At 57.1% G+C, this 23,199-nt stretch carries 21 protein-coding genes; all 21 read right to left on the reverse strand.

The genetic code is table 11. The annotated features are described in order from the left end of the window. Window positions 1-7: 7 nt before the first annotated feature. Complete coding sequence (locus ABTV22_RS18110; RefSeq protein WP_433735868.1) at window positions 8-1,237, reverse strand: hypothetical protein; 1,230 nt, start codon at window positions 1,235-1,237, stop codon at window positions 8-10. A gap of 2 nt (window positions 1,238-1,239) precedes the next feature. After that, entirely contained in the window at window positions 1,240-1,503 is a 264-nt protein-coding gene (locus ABTV22_RS18115; protein ID WP_433735869.1) for a PAAR domain-containing protein, read from the reverse strand. A gap of 28 nt (window positions 1,504-1,531) precedes the next feature. Then, window positions 1,532-2,119 (reverse strand): hypothetical protein, encoded by a 588-nt coding sequence (locus ABTV22_RS18120; protein ID WP_433735870.1) that lies wholly within the window; start codon window positions 2,117-2,119, stop codon window positions 1,532-1,534. Then, entirely contained in the window at window positions 2,094-3,071 is a 978-nt protein-coding gene (locus ABTV22_RS18125; protein ID WP_433735871.1) for a hypothetical protein, read from the reverse strand. The genes ABTV22_RS18120 and ABTV22_RS18125 overlap by 26 nt, the downstream gene beginning before the upstream one ends. Before the next feature lie 105 nt (window positions 3,072-3,176). Continuing rightward, complete coding sequence (locus ABTV22_RS18130) at window positions 3,177-4,328, reverse strand: hypothetical protein (protein ID WP_433735872.1); 1,152 nt, start codon at window positions 4,326-4,328, stop codon at window positions 3,177-3,179. Window positions 4,329-4,341: 13 nt separating this feature from the next. Beyond that, the gene (locus ABTV22_RS18135) at window positions 4,342-4,701 is read right to left on the reverse strand and encodes a DUF2388 domain-containing protein (protein WP_433735873.1); all 360 of its coding nucleotides are present in this window, start codon (window positions 4,699-4,701) and stop codon (window positions 4,342-4,344) included. A 35-nt stretch (window positions 4,702-4,736) separates the two neighbouring features. Continuing rightward, on the reverse strand, window positions 4,737-5,471 hold the full coding sequence (locus tag ABTV22_RS18140; protein ID WP_433735874.1) for a DUF2931 family protein: 735 nt from the start codon (window positions 5,469-5,471) through the stop codon (window positions 4,737-4,739). Then, window positions 5,386-6,048 (reverse strand): DUF2931 family protein, encoded by a 663-nt coding sequence (locus tag ABTV22_RS18145; protein WP_433735875.1) that lies wholly within the window; start codon window positions 6,046-6,048, stop codon window positions 5,386-5,388. The genes ABTV22_RS18140 and ABTV22_RS18145 overlap by 86 nt, the downstream gene beginning before the upstream one ends. Beyond that, window positions 6,035-6,670, reverse strand: coding sequence for a DUF2931 family protein (locus ABTV22_RS18150; RefSeq protein ID WP_433735876.1), 636 nt, complete (start codon window positions 6,668-6,670; stop codon window positions 6,035-6,037). The genes ABTV22_RS18145 and ABTV22_RS18150 overlap by 14 nt, the downstream gene beginning before the upstream one ends. After that, the gene (gene vgrG, locus ABTV22_RS18155; protein ID WP_433735877.1) at window positions 6,667-10,668 is read right to left on the reverse strand and encodes a type VI secretion system tip protein VgrG; all 4,002 of its coding nucleotides are present in this window, start codon (window positions 10,666-10,668) and stop codon (window positions 6,667-6,669) included. The genes ABTV22_RS18150 and vgrG overlap by 4 nt, the downstream gene beginning before the upstream one ends. Before the next feature lie 2 nt (window positions 10,669-10,670). Beyond that, window positions 10,671-13,313, reverse strand: a complete 2,643-nt coding sequence (gene tssH / locus ABTV22_RS18160; protein ID WP_433735878.1) for a type VI secretion system ATPase TssH — start codon at window positions 13,311-13,313, stop codon at window positions 10,671-10,673. Window positions 13,314-13,477: 164 nt separating this feature from the next. After that, window positions 13,478-13,969 carry an Hcp family type VI secretion system effector gene (locus tag ABTV22_RS18165; protein ID WP_433735879.1) on the reverse strand — a complete coding sequence of 164 codons (492 nt, stop codon included), beginning with the start codon at window positions 13,967-13,969 and terminating at the stop codon, window positions 13,478-13,480. Between the two features lie 15 nt (window positions 13,970-13,984). After that, complete coding sequence (locus tag ABTV22_RS18170) at window positions 13,985-15,685, reverse strand: OmpA family protein (RefSeq protein WP_433735880.1); 1,701 nt, start codon at window positions 15,683-15,685, stop codon at window positions 13,985-13,987. Between the two features lie 7 nt (window positions 15,686-15,692). Continuing rightward, window positions 15,693-16,373, reverse strand: a complete 681-nt coding sequence (gene tssL, locus ABTV22_RS18175; RefSeq protein ID WP_433735881.1) for a type VI secretion system protein TssL, short form — start codon at window positions 16,371-16,373, stop codon at window positions 15,693-15,695. After that, window positions 16,370-17,725 carry a type VI secretion system baseplate subunit TssK gene (tssK, locus tag ABTV22_RS18180; protein WP_433735882.1) on the reverse strand — a complete coding sequence of 452 codons (1,356 nt, stop codon included), beginning with the start codon at window positions 17,723-17,725 and terminating at the stop codon, window positions 16,370-16,372. Before tssK ends, tssL begins: the two co-directional genes overlap by 4 nt. A gap of 39 nt (window positions 17,726-17,764) precedes the next feature. Beyond that, a complete protein-coding gene (gene tssC / locus ABTV22_RS18185; protein WP_433735883.1) occupies window positions 17,765-19,303 on the reverse strand; it encodes a type VI secretion system contractile sheath large subunit in 1,539 nt (512 codons plus the stop codon). A 34-nt stretch (window positions 19,304-19,337) separates the two neighbouring features. Beyond that, the gene (gene tssB, locus ABTV22_RS18190; RefSeq protein ID WP_433735884.1) at window positions 19,338-19,841 is read right to left on the reverse strand and encodes a type VI secretion system contractile sheath small subunit; all 504 of its coding nucleotides are present in this window, start codon (window positions 19,839-19,841) and stop codon (window positions 19,338-19,340) included. Window positions 19,842-20,305: 464 nt separating this feature from the next. Then, a complete protein-coding gene (locus tag ABTV22_RS18195; protein WP_433735885.1) occupies window positions 20,306-20,725 on the reverse strand; it encodes an HD domain-containing protein in 420 nt (139 codons plus the stop codon). A 382-nt stretch (window positions 20,726-21,107) separates the two neighbouring features. Continuing rightward, window positions 21,108-21,668: a nucleotidyltransferase family protein gene (locus ABTV22_RS18200; protein ID WP_433735886.1), complete on the reverse strand. Its 561-nt coding sequence runs from the start codon at window positions 21,666-21,668 to the stop codon at window positions 21,108-21,110. Window positions 21,669-21,827: 159 nt separating this feature from the next. Next, window positions 21,828-22,376, reverse strand: a complete 549-nt coding sequence (locus tag ABTV22_RS18205; protein ID WP_433735887.1) for a hypothetical protein — start codon at window positions 22,374-22,376, stop codon at window positions 21,828-21,830. Between the two features lie 139 nt (window positions 22,377-22,515). Then, the gene (locus ABTV22_RS18210; protein ID WP_433735888.1) at window positions 22,516-22,980 is read right to left on the reverse strand and encodes an anti-virulence regulator CigR family protein; all 465 of its coding nucleotides are present in this window, start codon (window positions 22,978-22,980) and stop codon (window positions 22,516-22,518) included. Window positions 22,981-23,199: the final 219 nt, after the last annotated feature.

Below are 23,199 nucleotides of genomic sequence, written 5' to 3' on the forward strand. Positions count from 1 at the left end.
AGATTTCCTATTTCGAAAGTGGGGACACTGGCATCAACACCGTGCACCAAAGCCTGGCTGCGTCATCGTCGCCACTGAAAATGAATTGCGGCCCCGCGCCGCGCTCAATCGATTGCGCCGCACCGGCAATGGCCAGCCAGGGTGCGGCCTTTCCCGGATTGCCAAGCAGTGCATCGAGATTGCACACACCTCGCGGCGACTCGGCCGGTATCGGAATTTCAATCAGTGCAGACGTCATGGCCGCCGTTCGTTGCGCCCCCACGCACACCCGCCAGACCTGCTCGATTGCAGGCCCTTGCAGCGGTACCCAATCAAGGGCCTGGCGTGTGGCGTAGAGCAGATCGGCATCGGTTGGCTCGCGTTCCTGCTCAGGACGGTGCAGATAGGCAATAGGCGCCAGGGTGTTTTGCGTCAGGCGGTTGCCCAACAACAAACCCACGGCGACCTCTGCCGTGCCTTCGGCTTCTTGTGGGGCAAACTGCACCGCCAGGACCAGCAGCAAGGCCTGATCGTTGATGCGCTGGTCGAGCCAGTGATCCACCGCCGCCAATCCACCGCCATCGACGGCTACGGTCGATTGACGGATGCCGGAATTTCGCCATGCCTGCTGCCACACCCGGCGCGACAGGCCTTCCGGTAAGCTGCTATCGAATTCCAACAACAGGGCCACTGGCCTGTCGTCCGGCAATTGCGCCAGGGTTTGCCCCAGGTCGGTCAACACCTGCGTCAATACCCGAATCAGAACGTCTTCAGGTTCTTCACCCGCGCGATCTTGCAGGCGAGAGTGGCGCAAAGGTGCCTCCCCCACCGGGCCCGCTTGAGCCTTCAGTGTCTGAGTTCCGGCCAGCAAGGCATCCAGTTGGGTTGCTGGCTTGTCGCCCGGGTGGTGAAGCGCGGTGTACAGACTCACGCTCAACACTTGCTGGGAGCGTCGCCCCTGACGAATGCTGCCAATCAAGTCGTCCTCACGCGCCTCATCCCAACCATCGGCGGCACTCTGCTGGCCGATGTAGAGCGCAATTCGCCCGAACCCCAAAACGATCCAGCCCAACAATGGCATGCCCATTGCCAGGCCCCAGAAACTCATTGGCTGCTCTCGCAACGCTTGGTTAGCGAACACGAATGTCAACCCGACACCCAATGCGAGCAACAGCACCAGCAAGCTCAACCAGAGCAGGATTCGCGGGCGTGCAGGTCTGGTTGCCGGTGCGGGAAGGCGATCCAATCTGACCGGCATGGTTATTTCGCACCTGCTCTGGGCAGAGAAGAAATCAACACACACCCGCACGCACAGCGATGACCTTCGAATGCGACCGGAACACCATTGTCGCGATAGCTCGGATGCCCCTCGGCGATCACCGTGTCGCCGTGGCCCGGAACCGGACAACGCACGGGGTCGCCTTCGCGGGCGACACCGATGCCATTGAACCGCTTGGCGGTAGAGCCTGAAAGCACAGTGCCGCCACCGGAGTTTTTGTCGCCTTTACGAATGATGCCTTTCATGTCTCAGTCCTTTTTATTAATCGGTGAATCACTTCTTCGGGTTGTCTTGAATCAATACGTCTTGTTGTAAAAAGTGATCGCCATGCAACACAAAATTTGAACGCTGTAACGACCGTCCGGCTGCATCAACATTGTCAAACCACTCAATGGAAAACCCACTTGAGTTCCAGTTGACCGAAGAGAAATCGTCATCTTGATCCGCGTCCCCCGAGTTCTGGCTTGCCATTGAGATCGAACGCAAACAACTGCCCACTAATCGCTTTTTCTTTTCAATCAATGCCGTGTCAACGACTTGATAGACATAGAGCCAGATTTCACGTCCCACACCACAAAGCCCGGTGGAACTTGCACTATTGGAGGGATGAATCTGGAACAGTGAAATATATTCCCCACCCTCAACCGGATGTTTTTCCCGGTCATAGAACACGCCCTCTATATCAGCCATCAACTTGATGTCATATATCGCCCCATCGGCCATTTGCAGATGCACCTGCCCGTCCTTGTTTTTCACCCAAGATGTATCGATGCCGGCATAAACAGGGTTAATTACCCACAAACTCAGCAAAGTTAAAACCACCCCCTTTGCGAACTTATTCACCCAATACATGATCTGCATAACACACCCCCTTGTATTCCCACGGGTGTTCATCGGATTGGCCCTTGGTACCTTTGGAGTAAGTATCTTTATCTCGTTCGCGCAGTTCAGTTTCCGTCTGCCCCTTGTTCTTTTCCTTATCCATGGACCAACCGATATTTCCCGTATTGGAATCGCACAAAATGTTCTTCTTCCTGACCCACGACGCGGAGGCCGTATTCCACTCATGATAAGAACCGCCATTCCAACGGCTGAAGACTTCATGCTGCAGCTGATCATCCGTATAAGTTCTGCCCGACTGCCCAAGATACTTCTTGGCAATGCGAACTTTGTCCTTGTAAATGGACGAGCCTGCCAAAATATTGGCTTTCCAGTTCCACACCTGTTCATAAGACGGTGCCGGGTTGGTCATTTGGGTGATGCCGTAACCTTTATCGAATGCGGCTATGGGTTCGTTATCGAAGTTAATGAAGTGCTTGGAGTTGGATTCTTGCTCCAGCAACTTTTCAAAGCCCGTCATGTCGTCGAGGGTGGATATATAGGTCGCCACACTTTCCACGCTGGGGTTCTGCCCCTTTATCACTACTGTTCTTGTCAATGTCTTGGCCCCGACACTCACCTTCACTGTCAGCGTGCCGCCCAATACCTTTTCAGAAAAGCCAACGGTCCATGAATGGGCGCTGCTGACAAACGAACCCGACTCCTTGAACGTTTGTAAAACATTGCCTTTTCTGGCGCGCTCTCTTAACCCACTGACTTTCGCTTCCCATTCGATTGACCATGACCACTTATAATCACCGGTTACTGTCGTGCGAAATTCGAAAACAATGTCTGGCAGCTCCGCATCCTGTGTGATCTTGAACACTGCATTTTCGGCAGGCGATACCCAAGTCAACGAATTTTCCGCGGACTGGACTTTGACTACGGTGCTGTCTGCGCTGTTAGTGCTTCCTGCGTGTTTGACTTGCTGCATGATCAGACTCCTTGTTAATCCTTGCTGAGATTCGGCGGGACCCGGCATTAAACGACCCGTCCCGGCCTAACAAAGCCGAACGCTCAACACTAAAAAGACAACAACTCATTTACGAAAACAGGCTTTGCCGGTACCCAAGTCAAGCACCAGGCAATTCGGTTTGATTTCCAAAGCCAGATCATTGAACAGCATGGAGAGATCATCTTCTTGACCGGGTGGATGTCCTTTCCAATAAACACTGAACCAGCGCTTTGTTGGAGAAACTTCCAGCCACTGAATGGGTCTGGTCGAGCCCTGTTCTTGAAAGCCGATCTTTTGTAATTTTCTCTGTGCCCCATATGGCAAGAGTGCTAGCTGCCCCCTAGTTTCATTCCAGAGCTCTTTTTTTACGGAACCGTCTTCAAACCTCCAATGAACATACACAGGATTAATCTGCGGCTTGACAAGTTCATTATCATAATAAAGAGCTATAAAATAATGACCTCTTATATGCTCCAGCTCTTCAGGATTATTTTTATAGTAAAGCTCCGCCCCCACCAGATCACGTTCGAACGGCTGATCAAAAGATATTTTTCGACCTGGCTTTTTCTTCCAGTCAATACCAAGCCAGCGCGCAGTATTAGAAACTTCGAACCATTGAATAGCGCCTACACCGCCCTTATCACCAAAGCCAATTTTTTTTAGAGCTTTTCGCTCATAAAAGGGGAGTGATAGACGCCAATCCGTCCAACCTTCCCACGTTAACTTAGTAATAGAACCATCCGAAAACTCAAAAATCACATCCATGGGGTCAATCGCTGGAGGCGCTATATCCTGATCGTGCTTTATATCCAAGACATAATTATTTTGCACAAGCTTGTCGCCATGCTCGCTATCATAATCTTGATATCCCCTTACTTCCTCCAGAGTAAGCTCATCCTGCAATCTGAAACTGATATCACCCGCAGCTCTCGGTGTAGTACCTGCATCGTTTTGCAATAAAACAGCATCCCCTTCCACCCGCCAAATACCCTTGGCATGTCCTTGTGCCGAGCCATAAACAATCTGACTGGCGAACGTCCCATCTTCCTTGAGTAATAATTCAGAAGCCATCTCCATGGCGCCTTGCAAGTAGTAACGCCCTACAAGATCGCTTGAATTAGCTTCCGACAGAACGGAGAAAAACGATAGACCTATTGCAAATAGAACATTTCGAGTTTGCACAATTAAAATCCTTTTCAAATCTACTGGCGCATTGAGCTTGTTTTGCACCAGCAATTATTTAGATGCCTCAGGCACCGCCAAGCATAAAACTGGCAATATCCCAATCACTTAAATATGGAGAGGCTGTTATGCGAAACTCTTGAATAGCACTCTCAAAAAACGGACCTCTAATGGCTCCGTCGCTAGCGACAAAGGCTGCCGCATCCTCTTTGGCCTGCGTTGAAAATCGCGAATATCGTCTTGGCGAACTAATTTCTGTAGTTACCTCATCTCCGGCAAAAGTTAAAATATACGAAGCAAAACTAGTCTGATCGTTAGCCATGACGATAAAAGGAAATAGCAACGCCACAGCCAGAATCGATAGATAGCTTTTAATAAATCGAGCATAAATACATCCCTTCAGACGGTATTTAGTAAAAACAGTCATAAATTCATCTGCATTATTTTGAAATAGGGCATCATTTACCAAGTCCCATACGGAATACCGTGCTGGTCGACATAGGCCTTGTTCTTGGGCTCGATGCGAATGTACTCACCATTGCTCTTGCCTCTGTAAGGCCCTAGCGGTTCGATGTCCGCCTGAAAGCGCCCGACTTCCTTGAAGTCCAGACATGCCCCGCCCACCCAGACCTTGACGATGCCACCGGGTGCCATGCCCAGGGTGATCATCTTTCGATAGTCGTTCCTCCACTCTTTGGAGCCTTGGCAAAACACCCGCTCCGGCTTGATCATTTCGTCACGCACCCACTGCGGGATAGGGATTCGAATCTTGTAGGCTTGCGGCTCCACCAGCGACTGCCAACGCAGGAAAATCCGTTGCGGCAGATCGACGTTGTTTATTGGCATCATTTTCCCTCCGCCTTTGTGCCAGCCCTCCGACTTGCGGGTATAACCAGCGACCCCCGCGTGAACTTCAAAGTACGCCCCCCTCCGCTGATCGAGCACATCCACAGTCTCGACCCAAACCTCCATGAAACGCGGAGCAGCGAGGCCGATGTACCAGCTGTTATAAGGCAGCTTGGGCGGCGTATAGGGATTGGTCCCGCTGGCACAGGCGCACAGGCTAAACAGCAGTCCGACGAGCAGGATCAGACGCCTCATTGGGGACCATTTACCAAGAGCCATAGGGAATACCGTGCTGATCGATGTAGGCCTGCGCTTCCGACTTCGGAGCCCGGTAATAAATACCGTTGCCATTCCGATGAGGCCCAAGGGGCTCAATTTCGGCCTGAAAGCGCCCAACTTCTTTGTAGTCCAGGCATGCCCCTCCCACCCAGACCTTCACGATGCCTCCGGGGGCCATGCCTAGGGTGATGGAGTCTCGATAATCGACCTTCCATTTTTGGGAGCCTGGGCAATACACACGCTCTGGCTTGACCATTTCTTCGCGTACCCACTGCGGGATCGGGAGTCGGATCTTGTAAGCCTGTGGCTCGACCAGCGATTGCCAGCGCAAAAAGATCCGTTGTGGCAGATCGACGTTGTTTACAGGTTTCATTTTCCCCCCACCTTTGTGCCAACCTTCCGGCTTGCGGGTATAGCCAGCTACACCTGCATGGACACGAAAGAACGGCAGCCCACGCTGGTCGAGCACATCAACAGTCTCGACCCACACTTCCATGAAACGCGGAGCGGCAAGGCCGATGTACCAACTGTCATAGGGCAACTTGGTAGTGGCCGGTGGTTTGGCCCCACTGGCACAAGCGCACAGGCTGAACAGCAGGCCGGCGAGCAGACTCAGGCGCTTCAATAAAGACCCTTTACCAAGACCCATACGGAATACCTTGCTGCTCGACATAAGCCTTGTTCTCGGGCTCGATGCGGATGTACTGACCTTTGCTTTTACCTCTGAACGGCCCTAACGGCTCGATCTCTGCCTGAAAGCGCCCGACTTCCTTGGAGTCGAGGCAGGCCCCGCCCATCCAGACCTTTACGATGCCGCCGGGGGCCATACCCAGCGTTATCATCTTCCGATAATCATTCCTCCACTCTTTGGAGCCTTGGCAAAAGACCCGCTCCGGCCTGAGCATCTCATCGCGCACCCACTGCGGGATTGGGATTCTTATCTTGTAGGATTGCGGTTCGACCAGCGATTGCCAACGCAGGAAAATCCGTTGCGGCAAGTCGACGTTGTTCACTGGCATCATTGTTCCTGCGTAGGGCCAGTTTTGCGGTGTGCGGGCATAACTCGCCCTCCCACTATGAACTTCAAAATATGCCCCCCCCCGATTATCGAGCACATCCACGGTCTCGACCCAAACTTCCATATGACGTGGTGCAGCAAGACCGATATACCAACTGTGATAAGGCAGCTTTGGTGGCGTGTAAGGCTTGGACCCGCTGGCGCAGGCGCACAGGCTGACGAGCAGGCTGACGAGCAGGGTCAGGCGCTTCATTGGGGGTACCCTTTCTGGGGACGATTAGGATAAACATTGCGTTCGTTGTCTTTCGCGGGCTTGCTGACCAGCACGAGTTTTGCGCTCGGTACCCAGTGGGCTGATTGGTGAATGTAGCGTCGGAGCAACAGGCGCTCCTGTTCGGGATCGAGGTTGACTTCGTTGCCCCCCAGCACTTGATCGAGGATGCGCGCGGCGATGGGTTTTAAGTCTTCGGGAAGCGCCAAATCAGGCCGCGCCTCAACGTCCATGAATGGCACACCATGGCCCACCCCTAACTCACGCATGACACGCAGTGCAATCAGTGCCAACTCGCCGCGTACCGGTCGGTCAAGCTCGATCGCCATCAGGTGTTGCTCTTCAAGGGGCTCCGGACCGCCGCGTGGCGCTTTGACTGTCTCCCATGTCCTGATTTCAACCTCGCCGTCGTCGGCGATGCCGCTGGCACGTAGTGCCTCCAATTTGGTGCGGTATCGCGACCACTCTCCGAGAGACGTCATGGGTTGGTTGGGTTTCAGGTCGACCACAATAGGTTTTGTCAACAAAACCTTTTCGCGGGCGCGCGGCAGGTAGCCGCCGCCAATGTCCGAATGCACGCCTGGCAGGCAGATTTGCCGATGGTGGTGATGCACGCCGTTCAGGGAAAAGTTGTGCCGACACTCATCGCGAGCCTGTAGCTGGATGACCTGACGCGCGCAACCGGGTGGCAGGTACAGGTTCACACCCGGGTTGTGATCGTCCGCCACGTTGTTAAAGCCAGTGCTGTCGATACCGCCGATGGCAGCGACGGTGTCGAACAGGCCGATGAAGTTGATGCTGACGTCCACCGCCGGATCGAACGTGGTGACCAAGGTGAAGCGACCGGCCTGCAGCAGTTCGTTGAAAAGCCCACGCCCTGGTTTGAACAGTTCGTTAGCACAATGCCGTGCTGCTGCGGCACCGCGACTGAACCCGAAAATATCGAACTCGATCTGTCGGATATAAACACCTGGGTTAGTTTTTTGAAACAGGTCCCACTGTTCTTCGGTTTGTTGAGGCGCCTGTTTTACCCGCGCCACAACCCCGGTTTCTCCCAGGCCTGAGGCCATGCCGATTAATGAGTCTTCACCATTACTGTAGGTACCAATGCCTTCCAGATAAACCTTTACATAGCCAATGTCAGCGGCGGGTGGGAGTCTATTGGTAGCATGATCGGGATACAACCTGAACAAATGCACCACATTACTCGGCGCATTCCCGTAACTATTATCCGGTGCACTACTGAAACCATCGCCATCAAACCCATCGAACCCGTACTTCTTGCAGTACGAGACCATGCTTTCCATCTCGCTTTCATCGAACAACGCCAGATCCTCACGCCTGCACTGCTCCGTCGCCGCTGCATTGGCCTGGTTATTACCGGTCCCATCAAAAAACAGCCCCAACCGCAGGGTGATCCCTTCCAGCTCTTCTTCCTCTTCCTCCTCTTCGATGTCGTAGACCAGCGACAGCTCTTCGGGCTTGGCGGTGTAGACGCGTTCGGTAAAGCCCTGGCTGTCGGTGGTGCCTTTCCAGACCTGGCCTGAGGCGGCGGTGACTTTGTAGGGCACGCTGGCCCAGGGCTGTTCGCCGTCGCTCTTGACGATTCGGAATTGCTCGTGGAATTCGAGTGGCGGATCGATCACTTTCGGCATGCCGACTATTGGCGTGGCCAGGGTGGTTTTGATCGGGGTGTAGAGGTAGTCCGCCGCCTTGACGTTGTAATCCCCTGCCGAGCCTGCCTCGATACCGCGAGCCTCCAGGGTGATGTAGCTGCCACCACCATTGAGGGTGATTTTCTTTTTCGCGGTGATGCGCACTTCATCTTCAGTGCTGGTGATGTCCAGGCCATGGCGGGCGAACAATTCCAACTTGTCGTTCTGTGCCTGAATCTGCACCGGGCCTTGATTGGCGATCAGCTTGAGCCCCAGCTTGCGCACGAACAGGCTCAGGCCTTGGCCGACGCCGATGAACAGGCGCTTGACCACGCTGATGTCGGCTTCGGCGCCGGCGTTGAGCATCAGGTTGTTCTGTGCGGCCAGCTGCAGGTGGTTGCCGCTGGTGAGGGCGATGCCCTGCGGGGCGCTGAGCAGCAGCACCGAGGCCTTGAGTTGATCCAGTTCCTGGCGCAGCAGTTGTAGTTGCGCTGCCACATCCGCCGGGTCGGCGCTGGCGGCTTGGGCGTCGACCGAGAGTTTTTGCAGTTGTTCGCCGGCTTGTTGCAGGCGGCCCACGGCGGCGTTCATGTCCAGTTGTTGGCCTTGGGCTTTGGCCTGGGCATCGGCGCTGATGAACACGCCCTTGCCGCCACGAATCGCGCCCCAGTCATCCGTCCTCAGCTCAAAACCTTCCCCGCGTTTCTTCTTTTCGGCATCCACCAGATGCCCAAGATTGAGCTGACTCTTGCCGCCATAGTCGGTACTGAGCTTGACGTGCTCCTGCCCACGCTCGTCTTCCATGCGCAGTTTGTTGTTCGCTGGCGTGCGCAATACGTTGCGGGTGTAGTCGCGTTTGCGCAGGGTCACGTGGTCGGGGTGTTCGCTGTCGTGCAGGGCGTGGGCGATGTAGGGGCGGTCGGGGTCGCCTTGTTCGAAGGCGATGGCCACTTCGGTGCCGCAGATCAGTGGCAGGTGCAGGCCGTAGGTGTCGCCGGCGTAGGGTCGGGCCAGGCGTAGCCAGAGGCTTTCTTCGCCGAGTTCCCAGGTGTCGCGGTCGAACAGGAAGTTGACCTTGTAGCGACCTTCCTTGTCGATCTCGGCGTATTGGTCGTGGGCTTGGGCGCTGGTGACCCGGGCCGGGACGGTGCCGGGGATGAGTGGTTTGGCTGGGACGCGCGGGCGAAAGCACAGGGTTTCCGAGTAGGGCATGGCCTCGAAGCGACACTCGAAACTGGCATCGCGGGCGGCGCGGGTGGTCATGCCGATGATCGTACAGCGCGGGGTGAAGGCCTGGGGCGCGCCGTCGGTGATGGTCACCACGTGGCCGGGGGCCAGGGTGGCGCTGTTGCTCAGGCCGTTGAGTTGGGTTTGTTGGTTGAGGTAACGGTCGTGGCGCAGGCGGGCGTAGAAGTAGCCGCTTTCACACTGCAAGTCTTCGTGGTGGTCATAGCGACCGCCGAGTACGCGGTAGGGTTCGGCGTAGTGGTAGGCCTCGCCGTAGGTGGTTTTCGCGCCACGGGTCTGGTCGACCTCGGCGTCGAGGTAGGCCTGGGCGTCACGATGGTGGTAGGTGCGGATGTTGACGTGTTTTTCCACCACCTGGTGGCGAGTCTGCAGGGCCCACACGCCGTCTTCGCCGCTGCTCAGGCCGGCCGGCGGGCGGTGGGGCAGCTCGACGTCGAACTGGTAGCCGCGCTGGCCGTCGCAGAAATTCACGACGTCGATCCGCAGGCGCTCGTGGCTGGTGAAACGGTACCAGATGCCGACTTCGGCCAGCAGGCGGCTGATGAAGGCCAGGTCGCTTTCGCCGTATTGCATCACCTGTTCGCGTCGGGGGTATTGGCGATTCAGATTGAAGACGAAGTCCTGGTACTCGAAATTGTGCCGGCTGCGCAGCACGTGCTCGACGATCTCCGGTACCGATTTGTGCTGGTAGATGCGGTATTGCTGGCCGCGCTCGAGCAGCGCCAGGCGCGGTTGCAGGGTGACTTGGTAGCGCGCCTCGTCACGGGAAGCGGACAGGCGCTGCAGGCTGGTGATCACGCCATGCAGGATGCGCAGCGGTTTGATCGGCGGTGGCGGTTCCCAGGACATTACTGGCAGTTTCACCGGTACCGCGTGCAGGCTGAAGCTGGCGTGCCGGCCGAGCAGTTGCTCGGCGGCCAGGTCCTGTTCGGCGCAGGTAAACTCGATGGAGTAGCTGAAGGGTTGGCTGAGGTGTTCTTCGCCGCTGAAAGCCAGGACGTCGAGGTGGGCATCGAGGTCTTCGACCTGGAGTTTGTGGCGGCTGTGGTCGAAGAAGACCGGTGTTGGCAGGTTCATGTTCAGGCCTCCACGACCATAGAGGACGCCGTTTGCTCAGCATCGATAAAAGACAGGCAAATGCCGGATTCGTCGCTGTAGCCCAGGGTGATGCCAAGGGTCTTCAAATCGACGGCCTGGCGCTGCAAGAGCTGTTGGCTGAGCACCGGCAATATCTGCTGGTTGAGCAAGCTGTCGATGTTGCGCGCGCCGGTGTCCGGCAACAGGCAGGCGGCCACCAGGGCGTCGTTGAGCGAATCTTCGATTTGGCAGGTCAGGCCATAGTGGCGCTGCAAGCGCTGGGCGACCTTGGCGAGTTTGAGTGCGACGATGCGCTTGAGCGCACAGGCATCCAGCGGGCGATAGATCAGGGTTTGAAAGCGTGCCAGCAACGCCGGCTGGAAGTGATCGCGCAGGATCGGGCGCAGCCATTCGTGCAGGGTGCTGTCCGGTGCATCCGGTTGCGCTTGCAGTCCGGTTTGCAGTTCATCGCTGCCCAGGTTTGAGGTCATGAGAATGACCGTATTGCGAAAGTCGATTTCGCACCCTTCTCCATCGCGCATGAAGCCGCGGTCGAAGACTTGGTAGAACAGGTTGAGCACGTCGCGGTGGGCTTTCTCCACTTCATCGAGCAACACCACACTGTAGGGGCGCTGGCGTACGGCTTCGGTGAGTACCCCGCCCTGGCCGTAACCGACATAACCCGGTGGTGAGCCTTTGAGCTGGCTGACGGTGTGGGCTTCCTGGTACTCGGAAAGGTTGAGGGTGATCAGCGACTTTTCGCCACCGAACAGGCAGTCCGCCAGGGCCAGCGCGGTTTCGGTCTTGCCGACGCCGCTGGTGCCCACCAGCAGAAATACCCCCAGCGGCGCCTGTTCTTCGGTGAGTCCGGTTTTGGCCGCACGCAAACGCTGGGCAAGTGCGCCAAGGGCATGATCCTGGCCGATCACCCGTTCACCCAGTTGCTGCTCCAGCAGCAGGAGATTGGCTTGTTCATCCTTGAGCAGGCTACTCAAGGGCACACCAGTCCAGTCGGCAATCACCTCGGCGACACGGCGGGTATCGACGTCCGCAGAAAGTAACGGTTGAGCGCCTTGCACCTGAATCAATCGTGCATGCAACTGTGCGCAGGCTTGCGTGTCAGGTGAGTCACCCTGCCTCGCTTTTAGCAGCGCCTGCGTCAGCTCCAGCTCAAGCTGGTATTGCCGGGTCAATTCGATTTTCTGGTGCTCGACTTCGACGTGCTGCGCCGCGATGATCACCAGACGTTCATCAGCACGGCTGCCGCTCAACTGCTGGTCTTCCTGCAATGCATGCCACTCCAGATCCAGCGCCGCCTGCCGGGCCTTGAGCCGCACCAGGGCCTGCGGCTCGCAATCGAGACTCATGCGCACTCGCGCGCTGGTGGTATCGAGCAGGTCGACGGCTTTGTCCGGCAGTTGTCGCCCCGTCAGGTAACGGCGAGACAGGCTGACTGCCGCCTGCACCGCTGCGTCCTGGATATGCACGCCATGATGACTGGCGTAGCGAGCCTTGAGTCCACGGAGCATGAGGCACGCGCTGTCGTCATCGGGCTCGTCGACCTTGACCTGCTGGAAGCGTCGCTCAAGGGCGGCATCACGTTCGAAGTACTGCTTGTACTCACTCCAGGTGGTGGCCGCGATCGTGCGCAACTCGCCACGGGCCAGCGCTGGCTTGAGTAGATTGGCTGCATCGGCACCGCCTGCCTGGTTACCGGCACCAATCAAGGTGTGGGCTTCGTCGATGAACAGCAGCACCGGACTTTCCGATTGCTGCACAGCGTCGATGACGTTTTTCAGGCGCTGTTCGAACTCACCCTTGACCCCGGCCCCGGCCTGCAACAACCCCAGATCGAGGGTACGCACACTCACAGTTTTCAGGCTGTCCGGAACATTGCCTTCGGCGATGCGCAGGGCCAGGCCTTCGACCAGTGCGGTTTTGCCCACCCCGGGTTCGCCAACCAGGATCGGATTGTTCTTGCGTCGGCGACCGAGGATGTCGATCACCTGGCGAATTTCATCGTCACGGCCAAACACCGGATCGATCTGCCCCGCCCTCGCCCTGGCAGTAATGTCCTGGGTGAATCTGTCCAGCACCGCCAGCAAGGCATCGTTGGCCGGTGGTATGGCCAACGGATCCGCAGCCGAGACCAATACGGCCTCTTGCTGCACTTGCGGTCGCTCTTCGGAGTGTTGATCCAACACAGGCAACAGATGTCGCAACTGAGTATCGCTGACACTCAGCAGCGGCCAGGCCGCTTCGCATGCCATCAATTCGGGGGTCTCCAGCAGAGCGCCAAGCAGGTCCGCCGATCGAAGATGTTCACTGCCCTCCAGCGATGCGCGCAGCCAGGCGTTCGTGGTCAATTCCTGCAACTTTGCACACAACTGCGGCTTGCTTTGCACGCTGCGTGGCAATGTGTCGAGGTGATCAAGCAGGCCACGCCACAACGCGTCCATGTCCCATTCATAGCGTCGGGCAATGAGGGTCAGGTCACCCTCGCCTTGCTCAAGCAACTTGAGCAGCCAGTGTTCGATACTGATGTGCGCGTGGGCCCGGCTTTGGCACAGCGAAGCCGCCGCGCTCAGGGCCTGGGCGCAATAGGGATTGAGGCGACGAAGCAAGCGAGCGGAGTGTTCGGCCATGGAATACGTCCTTGTGCTGGATGCCCAGCGTGTAGTCGTTTGTGCGAATGGAAAGCGTGGGGGATGTGCCGGGTTGAACGTCCGCGAACAGACGCTCAACCCGGCACACTCAACCCGGCACACCGCAACCAGCAGGCAGAAGCCTGCCTGCTGGTCATTGCGCGTCAGGCGCTCTGGCGTTCACTCCAGGAATCGGAGTGGATGATGTTGCCGTCCTTGTAGGTCCAGGTGACCTTCTCGTAGCGCAACTCGATCTGCTCGAGGTGGTTGTGCTTTTCCTTGGACGGGTCTTTGACGTCGTGCATTTTCGGCGCGACTTTCACCACTTTGACGTTCTCCAGGCGGGTGTTGAAGTACTCCACTTCCTGGCCGGCATCGTCGATCCGGTACCACCGGAACTCGGCGCTCTTGAGGGTCTGGCCGGTGGTCACGGCCTTGTACAGGTAGGGACTGGAGGCATCGATTTCCTTGCTGAACAGGAACGGGGTGTGAACCCGCGTGCCGGTCAGCTTGCCGGTGTTGTTGTCGGTGGGGATGTACAGGCTGTGGTCCTGGGCGACCACTTCGATGCTGCCTTCGCGCTTTTGCACGTCCACTGAACCCTTGATGTCCGCGCCGCCGTCATCTTGCAGCCACAGGTAAACGGGAATTGCCATGTGAAACTCCTTTTCTTAGTACATGAATGCCGCGGTATGCGGCTGGGGTTGCATGCCCGATCCCGCAGTGGGTAGCGCACAGGCTCCCGCTTCCGGAATCAGGCGGATATCGACGCGCCGATTGGCCTGGCGCCCGGCTTCGGTGTCATTACTGGCGATGGGCTGGGTGGCGCCGAAGCCCTGCACGGCGAAGCAGCTGTCCGGGATGTCACCCATCTGCCGCATCCACTGGTGAACCGCTGCGGCACGGGCTCGCGACAACTGCAGGTTGTGCTCGGCGCTGCCGCTGGCATCGGTGTGCCCGGCAATGACGATCAGCCAGCCGGGCTGGGCCTTGATGTCGACCAAGGCATTGATCAGGACTTTGGCTGAATCGGATTTGAGTTGTGCACTGCCGCTGCTGAACAACGACAGGCTGTCCAGGCGTACGGTGGTGGCGACGGCCTTCACGGGCTGTCGGTGAGCGCCGATCACCGCCAGCACATGCTCGCGCAGGCGGTTACCGTGATACAGGCCGAACCCCAGCGACAACGGCGCGCCGTGACGGTAGTAGCCGTCCAGGCGTGAAGCCTCCTGGTGCAATACGTTCAGGGCCGCTTCCCGCCGGGCGAACTCTGCCGGAGAGATGGACGCGTATCGGCGCAGGTCATCGCTGACCTGTCGCGCCAACAAGGTGTTCTGCCACGCGGAACTGCCCAACGCGACCAGCGCGGCAGCCGTGAACAACCACAGAGCAATCACAAGGGCACGGCGGTTGGGCGCGTAGCGGGTATCGCTGGCCAGCAGCGGCAGCAGTGGATCGGGGAACGGCAAGGCCTGGGACTCGTCGCTCGTTTGCGCGCCTATCAGGGCGACCTTTTCGCGCAACCATTGTTGCCATAGGTTGCCATCGGCCTTGTTGGGCATTGACGTCACCAGCGTGATCGCGCTGGTCACCGCCAGAGCGTTGCATGCCCCACCCTCGCGTGAAGCAAGATGCGGCAGCACCGCCTCACCCAGCCACGCCGCCGTACTGCTCAACTGGACACAGGTCTGCAAGCGCGAAGCGCGGATTGCACTGTCTGCGGTTTGCGTTTGCCAGTCATCCAGCTCGACACAGGCGCCGTCTTCACGCACACGCGCGATGGCGCGTCCGTCCTCCCAACTGAACCATGGTCCCTCGCCTCGAGCCGCTTGCAGGTAGCTCACCAACAGCAATGGCAAGGCAAAGCCTTGCTTGCGCACCCGCAGCAACTGGTGGCGCAAGGCGCGCAGGCGTCCGGCCAGGACTTCGCGGTCGGTATGTGCCTGCGGATTGACGATGAACATCACGCTCAGTTGCCGCCCCCAATCAGGGCGCGAGGCGATCAGGCGGTCGGCCACCTGCGGTAGCCGCTCCACAAGCGGTACCCGCACATAGCACCCCTTGTCGGTAATGCGCAGAGCCAATTGCTCGGCCGGGATCAAGCCAAACAGGCCCTCCAGACCATCACCACAGACCAGCACCACTGGTTGACGATAGGCCACCGGTGGCAACGACTGATGGTTCGCGATCTCCAGGTTTTCGCCCTGGCGTAACGCGCGCTCGCTGATCCGCTTGCAGATCAGCAGGACGCCACCCATCACAAGCAGAATCGCTGTGGCGCGGGTCCAGGCGGTCAGCGGGATGATCACCAGCAGTGCAATGGCGAGCGTGCCGGCCCAAAGCCAGAGACCGCGTTTGAGTTTGAACGTCATCGCGCCCTCACACCTCAGGCACGAGCGTGGCAACCCAACCCGCCAGCAGGTAGTCCAACCCCCACCAGGTCGCCCCGAGCAACAGCCCTGCCGCCACCACCTGGGCGAGCGGCGATTGCAGCCCGTGCAGTATTGCCAGCCGGGAACCTGCAGTGGTTTGCGTCGCAATTGTCTGGTCGAGGTTCAGCGGTGCAACCTGCTCACTCAAGGCGGCCAACAGTTGCTCACGCTCGGGGTCATTGATGTCGCGATAACGCCCCTGAAATCCCAGCATCAGCACTCGGTGGAAAGCCGTCAGTACATGCAGGTCCGGGGTGGGCTCGCGCAGCACTTCACGCATGTCCTCATACAGAAATTCACCGGCCTGGTGACGATTGAAAAACTTCGCTTGCAGCGGCTCGCTGGCCCATTGGGTGTGGTCACCGTCCTTGGCAAACCCCAGTACGGTTTCGTCCAGCAACGCGCATTGCGCATGACTGATGTGGTCGATGCTGCGCGGGCTCAATCCTGCCTGTTCCAGCCGCTGACGCACGTACTCGACTTGCTGGGTGCACAGGTCAATGAAGGGCTCGCGTCTGTCTATCGACGCTTTTTGCCGCAGCTCGACCACCAGCAAATAGCTGTCCTGCAACAGCGAGTCGATCGCCAACGCGCAGGCGAGGTGTTTTTTCGATGCGATCGGATTCATGTGCGCAGTACCGCGAAGAGTTCAAGTTTGACGTCGGCCAGGGTGCCGGGAACGTAGACGGCACAGGTGCCCGAGGCCAGCATGGCCCGCCCCTTTTCATGGCTCAGATCAAGGGCGAAGTACTGGTTCTCCAGACGCAGGGGAATGGCCGCCGGGACATGACTGAGCGATTGCAACGGCACGCCGTCGAGCGCGGCATTGACCAGTCGATCGAGATCATCCGGCGCGCCGATCTTGCACAGGCGCGGGAACTGCTGTTGCAACTGCGCAGCAGGCATGCGACAGCGCACCGACAGATAGAAATCGACGCTGTCAGGCTCACACAAGCGCCCATCGCTGAGAGGGACCTGCCAGCGGTTGGCAACGGTCTGCTCCAGCGCAAGGGCAATGACCCGCGACGGCAGACTGGCTTCCAGCAACGTGGAGATCAGTTGCAGCAATGAGGGAAAAACCTTTTCCAGCTGCTCATGGTGGTAAGGCCGAATTTGCTCGATATCGTGTTCCAGCGAAAAGGTCAGCAGGCTGCCGGCCAGTTTCGACAGTTCCAGATAAACCTGTTCCGGATGCCGTGCGGGAAAGGCCTTGAAATCGGCCAGTACCGGCTGGTAGGTGTTCAGTGCATTGAGCAGCCAGAACAACGACACATCGGCCACGGCGAAGTCAGCCATGCGCTGGTTGCTCTCACGCCGCATGCCCATCAACCGCTGACGCTTGGCGGACAATTGCGTGAACAGATTGTCCAGTTGCGCCAGCAACCCGGGATGCGCTGCGAAACTGAGCAGTGGCGGCACGTAACCGGCATCCAGGCTCCAGGCGCCCTGCCCGTCACGCATCAGGCGCGCAATCGGGCAGGTCAGGTAATTGCCGTTATCGTCATGGGCGAAGCGCAGACTCAGTACATGCTCCAAGACACCGATCGATTGCGTCTCGTCGCCGTAGAGGTCCTGCACCTGACGCCAATCCTGGCGATAGCGTGTCGGCCGATCGGCATTGTCGGTATCGAACAGGCAGTTGTTGCCATTGGCTTGTTCCAGCGGCAAGGCCAGCAGCAATGTCGCCACTTGAACGTCATCGGGCAGCAGCCGGGCCAACTCCACGCCATCAGGAAGACGATCCACATGATCGGTATCGATCAACGTGCCGTCGGGCATGCGCAGGCGCAGTTGAGTGGGCTTGAGTTTGCCCAGCCGCAAGGCTTGCATATCAAACGCCACGGCCTGGATACCCCAAGGGTGGACGAGCGACAATTGCGCCAGCCCCTCATTGGCCCAGGCCTCCCAGCGTGCCTGCTGTTGAAATTGCTGCGGAGACAATAGAGCCCCCGCAGCCCACAAAGGACGATCGATCTTCATGAAGTCGTATCCCTACGAATTGACTTGGGTATGAACGGTTCAGGCTTTCGCTTTGGGCATCTGCGAAACCAGCGATAAATTGACGTCCATGCCTTCCACCTGGAAATGCGGCACGGCATACAACTTGACGCGGAAGAAGCCGGGGTTGTCCTCGATGTCCTCCACGGTCACTTTGGCATCGCGCAGCGGATGGGATGCCTGAAGGTCGTCACCCGGATCGGTCATCTCGGTCACCAGCCCGCTGATCCACTTGTTCAATTCCAGCTCGAGCAAACGACGATCCTTGGTCGTGCCGATGTTTTCGCGCTGGATCAACTTCAAATAATGAGCGATGCGCGACAGCAGGAAGATGTAAGGCAAGCGCGAGTTGATGCGACTGTTGGCCGTGGCATCGGCGGTGTCGTACAGCGCCGGTTTCTGCGCGGAGTTGGCCGAGAAGAAGCACGCGTAGTCGCGGTTCTTGTAGTAAGAGAGCGGGATGAAACCGAGGTTGGCGAACTCGAATTCGCGGGTCTCGGGAATCATTACTTCCGAAGGGATTTTCACTTGGTTGCCTGTGCCCAGATCGTACAAGTGAATCGGCAAATCAGTGACCGCACCGCCCGATTGAGGTCCGCGAATCTGCACGCACCAGCCATTGGCGATGAAGCTTTTGACCATATTGGTGGCGAAGGCAAACGAGGCGTTGGTCCACAGATACTTGTCGTGGTCCGGCCCTTTTACGCTCTCGATGTAGTTGAAGCTGCGCACCGGAACGGTATCCGGCCCGTACGGCAGACGACCCAGTACACGTGGCATGAGCAAGCCGATGTAGCGAGCATCGTCACTGTCGCGAAATGCCTTCCACTTGATGTATTCGGCACGGTCGAAGTAGTTGCCGATGTCCTTGATCGCCGCCACTTCTTCCATCGACTGCTTGCCAAAGAAGGCCGGGCCAACTGCCCCAATGAACGGCATGTGCGCGGCGGCGGACACCTTGGAAATATTGCGCAGCAGGGCGATGTCCTGTGGGCTGCGATCGAATTCGAAGTTGGAAATGGCGGCGGCAATCGGCTCGCCACCCGGTGTGTCGTATTCCTGGGTATAGGTGTGCACATACAGGCCACTTTGCGCGATTTCCGGCGCGTCTTCGAAATCTTGTACCAGGTGATCCTTGCTGATATCCAACAGCTCGATACGGACGTTCTGGCGGAAATCCGTTTGGTCGATCAGCGACTTTACGCCGCGCCAGGTTGATTCAACTCGCTGGAAATCCGGATGATGCATGACCATATCCAGTTGGCGACTGATCTGGGCATCCAGCGACGCGATATGCTCATCCAGCAGGGTTTTATCCAATCGCTCGACTTTCTGCGACGACTGCTTGAGCAACTTCAAGAACACACTGACGGCCGCGGTGACTCGCTCATCGGCCGTGGCCTCCGAGAGGGCCTCGGCATTCTGGAACACTTCGATGCCAGTCAGAGTTTCGACCGGACTTAGATTGATCTTTCCAAACAACGCGCTGTAAACGCCTTTGTTTTCTTCGGCCAACACTGTAGCGCCGCGCGATTGCACGTTAGAACTATCTACCGACATTATGGAAACTTCCTTTTAAATGAACCGAGAGGAATTAATGAACTTCTTTTGGAGCCAGTGCCGCCAGTTCGGCTCGCAGTTCATCGCTCAACGCATCGTCCTTGAGGATGCGCTCAAGCTCATAACGGAAAGTGGCGTTATCCAGCAGGTTGGACTTGAGATCACGCAACAGATTACGCATGGCCAACAGCGCGCGAAGCTGTGGAATCTGGCGAGCTACCTGCTCGGGTTCGAAATCCTTCATGCACTCGAAGCTCAACGCCACCGACGTTTCGGTGTCCTCTTCGACCAGGGTATTTTGTACCGCAAGCGTCATTGCGGGAGAGAACTCGGCCAGTACGCTATCGAAGTTGTTTTTATTGATACTGATCTTGCTCCGCGCCGATAACGCACGCTGTTCCTTGCCGTTACTGTAATCGCCCATCACCATCAACTTAAGCGGCAGTTCGACTTTTTTCTGCGCACCACCGGTGTGCAAATCGAGTTTTATGTTAACCCGCGCCTTGGGCACTTCATTTTGAAAGCTATTTGAAGCCATAACTCCTCCATGCGACATCGCAACAGCCGTTGCCATTGCTCGATAAAATCCAATTTATGCTGAGTGGAATACAACACACCGACTGCGGGCCATGCCATGAGATTTTGCTCAAAAGCAAAAACACATACTTTTAATTAAAAGTCGTCAATGACTACCGCCACACATTCGGGGGAGCAACGATGCACGATCTCGCTGAAATATGTCACCCCTGAAATGCACGTCCGGACGTTTCCTACGCGCTATATATGACTTTGCCTACTTCACAAACTAGACACTTTTGGCAATTTGTCGGAAAAGCCCTACAGCCAAGTCATCAATAATCTGATTTGAAGTAGTCATTGTGACTTTTTTGCTCACTACACTGACGTTTATTTCGACTACATCTTTCAAGTAGCGAAGGATCCACTCGCAAGCACGTGACGTTGAGAGCGTTCAAAAGTGTCCCGACCAGGACGTCGGGAACATTAACGCAGCACTCCGATCGCCCGCCGATACTTTTCAATCCGCTCAAGATCTTCCCAACTTGGCTGGGCAATCCGCGAAAGATCACTGTTCTCTTCCAGGTCCGCCAGTTTCACCACCCGACCAATCGGGTTCTGCGCCACGCGGGCAATGAAATCCTCATAGGATTCACCCGGCACTTTTGTCACGGACTCAATACCCGCCAGCACCGTTTCGCTGAAGCCCTCCTCACGCAACTCCTCCAGGCTGATGTCGCAGTCCTCGACCACGTCATGCAGTACCGCGACGATCCGCTCTTCCAGTGTGGTGACTTTCAGCATCACCCTGAGCGCGTGCAGGATGTACGGCGCACCGCCCTTGTCGACCTGCCCTGCGTGGGCGCCGGCTGCGATGGCGATGGCGTGTTCCAGTGTTTGGGTCATTTCGGTTCTCCCTGACTTGAAGCCGCGCTTGATACGCCTCGGACACGTCACGGCGTGGCGCTGTTTCCCGGTTGTTACCCTAGCGTAGCTGTTGTCACTTCTACTCCTAGGGGCGGCCCCTTTGACATCCGACGAACGCTCGATTGGGTGGCCGGTAAAACGCCCCTTTGTGGCGAGGGGATTTATCCCCGTTGGATCGCGAAGCGGTCCCAAACTCTACAAGTTCATTTCTTATGACAAATCCAAGTGCCCGGCTTTACGACGGCTGCGCCGCCGAACGGGGATAAATCCCCTCACCACAATGGGCATTTGGCATCCTGAAGGGCGGTTGCGGCAGCGCGAATCGATAGCTGGAGTTGGCCTGTCGCTGATATTTGTGACTTCAGGACGTCAGAATCCTCAGCCAAGACCAACGCTCCTGATAACTTTTCGCTTTCTGTTCAAACAAGTCTGGCTGCGGATTTTTCGGATTGATTCGAAGAATTCCCTGTTCAATGTCAGCCAGGCCGTTCGGCGCATAGACTTCGCCTGTTGCAACATCCAGCCCGATACAGGTACCCGCAATCAAGTAACGATCAATCCCGTCTTTCGCTGATTGAAGTGCGGGATAGGCCTTGCCAAAACGCTGGCCGTACCAAAGGTGAACACGGGCCTGGTTCTTGATTTCGATATTGACACCGAGGTCCTGGAACAGACGCTGGGCCGAATGGATAACCTCATTCTCGGCCTCCCAGGAGAGGTCTGTATCGAAGTAGAAGACGTCGTAATCCTTGATTCCCCAGGCCGTGGGTCGCAGCGACTGATGATTCCACACGGCCTGGAAAAGGCAGCCCGCGGTGAGCATGCATTGATTCAATCCGAGCGAAGGCAAACGCGAAGTGATTTGAGCATTTATGGGGTTGGTCATCGCAATGCTGATCAACGTTTCGACAGTCAATGTCATGTCCATTCCTTGGTGATAAAAAAGACGCCGCCAGTTTAACGCTCCCTACTCGATCCCTGACCACACCGAGAAAGCGACATCTACCTCGCGCATTCACTTCATATCGGGCACAAAAAAACCGCATCGCTGCGGTTTTTTAATGACTCAACAGGCGTTTGCTCAATGGGTTTTCTTCGAGCCCGACATGCCAGTCTTACTCAATCCTTTCGCCTCGTGATCACCCGGTTTCGCCGCCGAAATGGCACGGGCCTTGGAGGTGCCGTGGGTATCTTTGGAGTGGGCGATGGCGGACGTCGTTGTGCCACGTCCATTATCGTCATTACGCTCACTGCCAAAGTGATTGCCGCTGATACCGTGGTTGCGAGTGGCGTTGCCGGCATGATCGCTGGCCAGCCCTTTGCCATGGCCATTGCTGGTGGCGTTGCCGGCGTGGTCCGAGCCATTGTGGCCGCCCCCCATACCTGCGCCGTGGCCGGCACCGTTTCCGCCACCATGCCCGCCGCCATTGCCATTGCCACCGCCATTGCCACCGCCATTGCCACCGCCGTGACCACCACCACCACCACCACCACCACCACCACCACCACCACCACCTTCTTTGGCGTGTGCGGCGTTAATGAGGGACAGGTTAGCGGGCAGTAATGGAGCGGCTGCGAACATCAGGGCGCAGGACAGGACAGCGGCGAGACTCTTGTTGTTTAAAAGCATGATTGCTTCCGTAGGATTGATTTCGCATGCTGTATGACGCGTTACCCACCTTACAGTTCAAATGCTCGCGACAGACGGAAGGTCGATATCAAAAGGCGCTTTCGAGAATGAGATGCAAATCACCCTCGCCTCTCAAAGGTTAATCAAAAGCCCCATTAAGCACTTCATAAATAAGTCCGGTGGCCAACGCGACCAGAATCAAGTCCCCGCCTGCTTGTTGCCACTCATAGCCGTCATAATGCGGCAACTTGCCAATCAGCCGACCGTCGAGCTTTTTGGCTATCCCCGGTGGTAGCGGCTTGCCTCGGGCGAGGTTTTTTTGAATGCCGGGTGGCAAAGCCGGACCGGGTGTCCAATAGTCGCGATAACCGCCGACAATCCCGAGCACGCTGGCGTGATTGATGCTCGGGCCATGATCCCAATCACTGTCCCCGGATTTTTTCCCTTTGTTTCCATGCCCCCCCTGATTGCCGTGATCCTGGGCATTTTGCGAGTTTGCCTTGCCATTGCCATTGCCATTGCCAGGATCAGCCCATGCGGTCACTGGGCCGGTGACCAATGCAAGGCATGTAATAGCTGCAATCAATGAGCGGGATCTGGTCATGTGTCGTTCCTACAAGGCTGGTCAATTCCTAAGAATTTTAGACACAGTTGAGGATGTTGACTCCCCTCATCCCGCCAGAAAGGCATTGGCAATCTGCCACCCTGTAGGAGCTGTCGAGTGCAACGAGGCTGCGATCTTGTGCCGCAAGATCAAAAGATCGCAGCCTTCGGCAGCTCCTACAGGGGGTGTGCATACCGGTCCCCGAACATCAATGTAGGC

Source organism: Pseudomonas putida (genome assembly GCF_050990305.1).
Taxonomy (GTDB): Bacteria; Pseudomonadota; Gammaproteobacteria; order Pseudomonadales; family Pseudomonadaceae; genus Aquipseudomonas; species Aquipseudomonas putida_AH.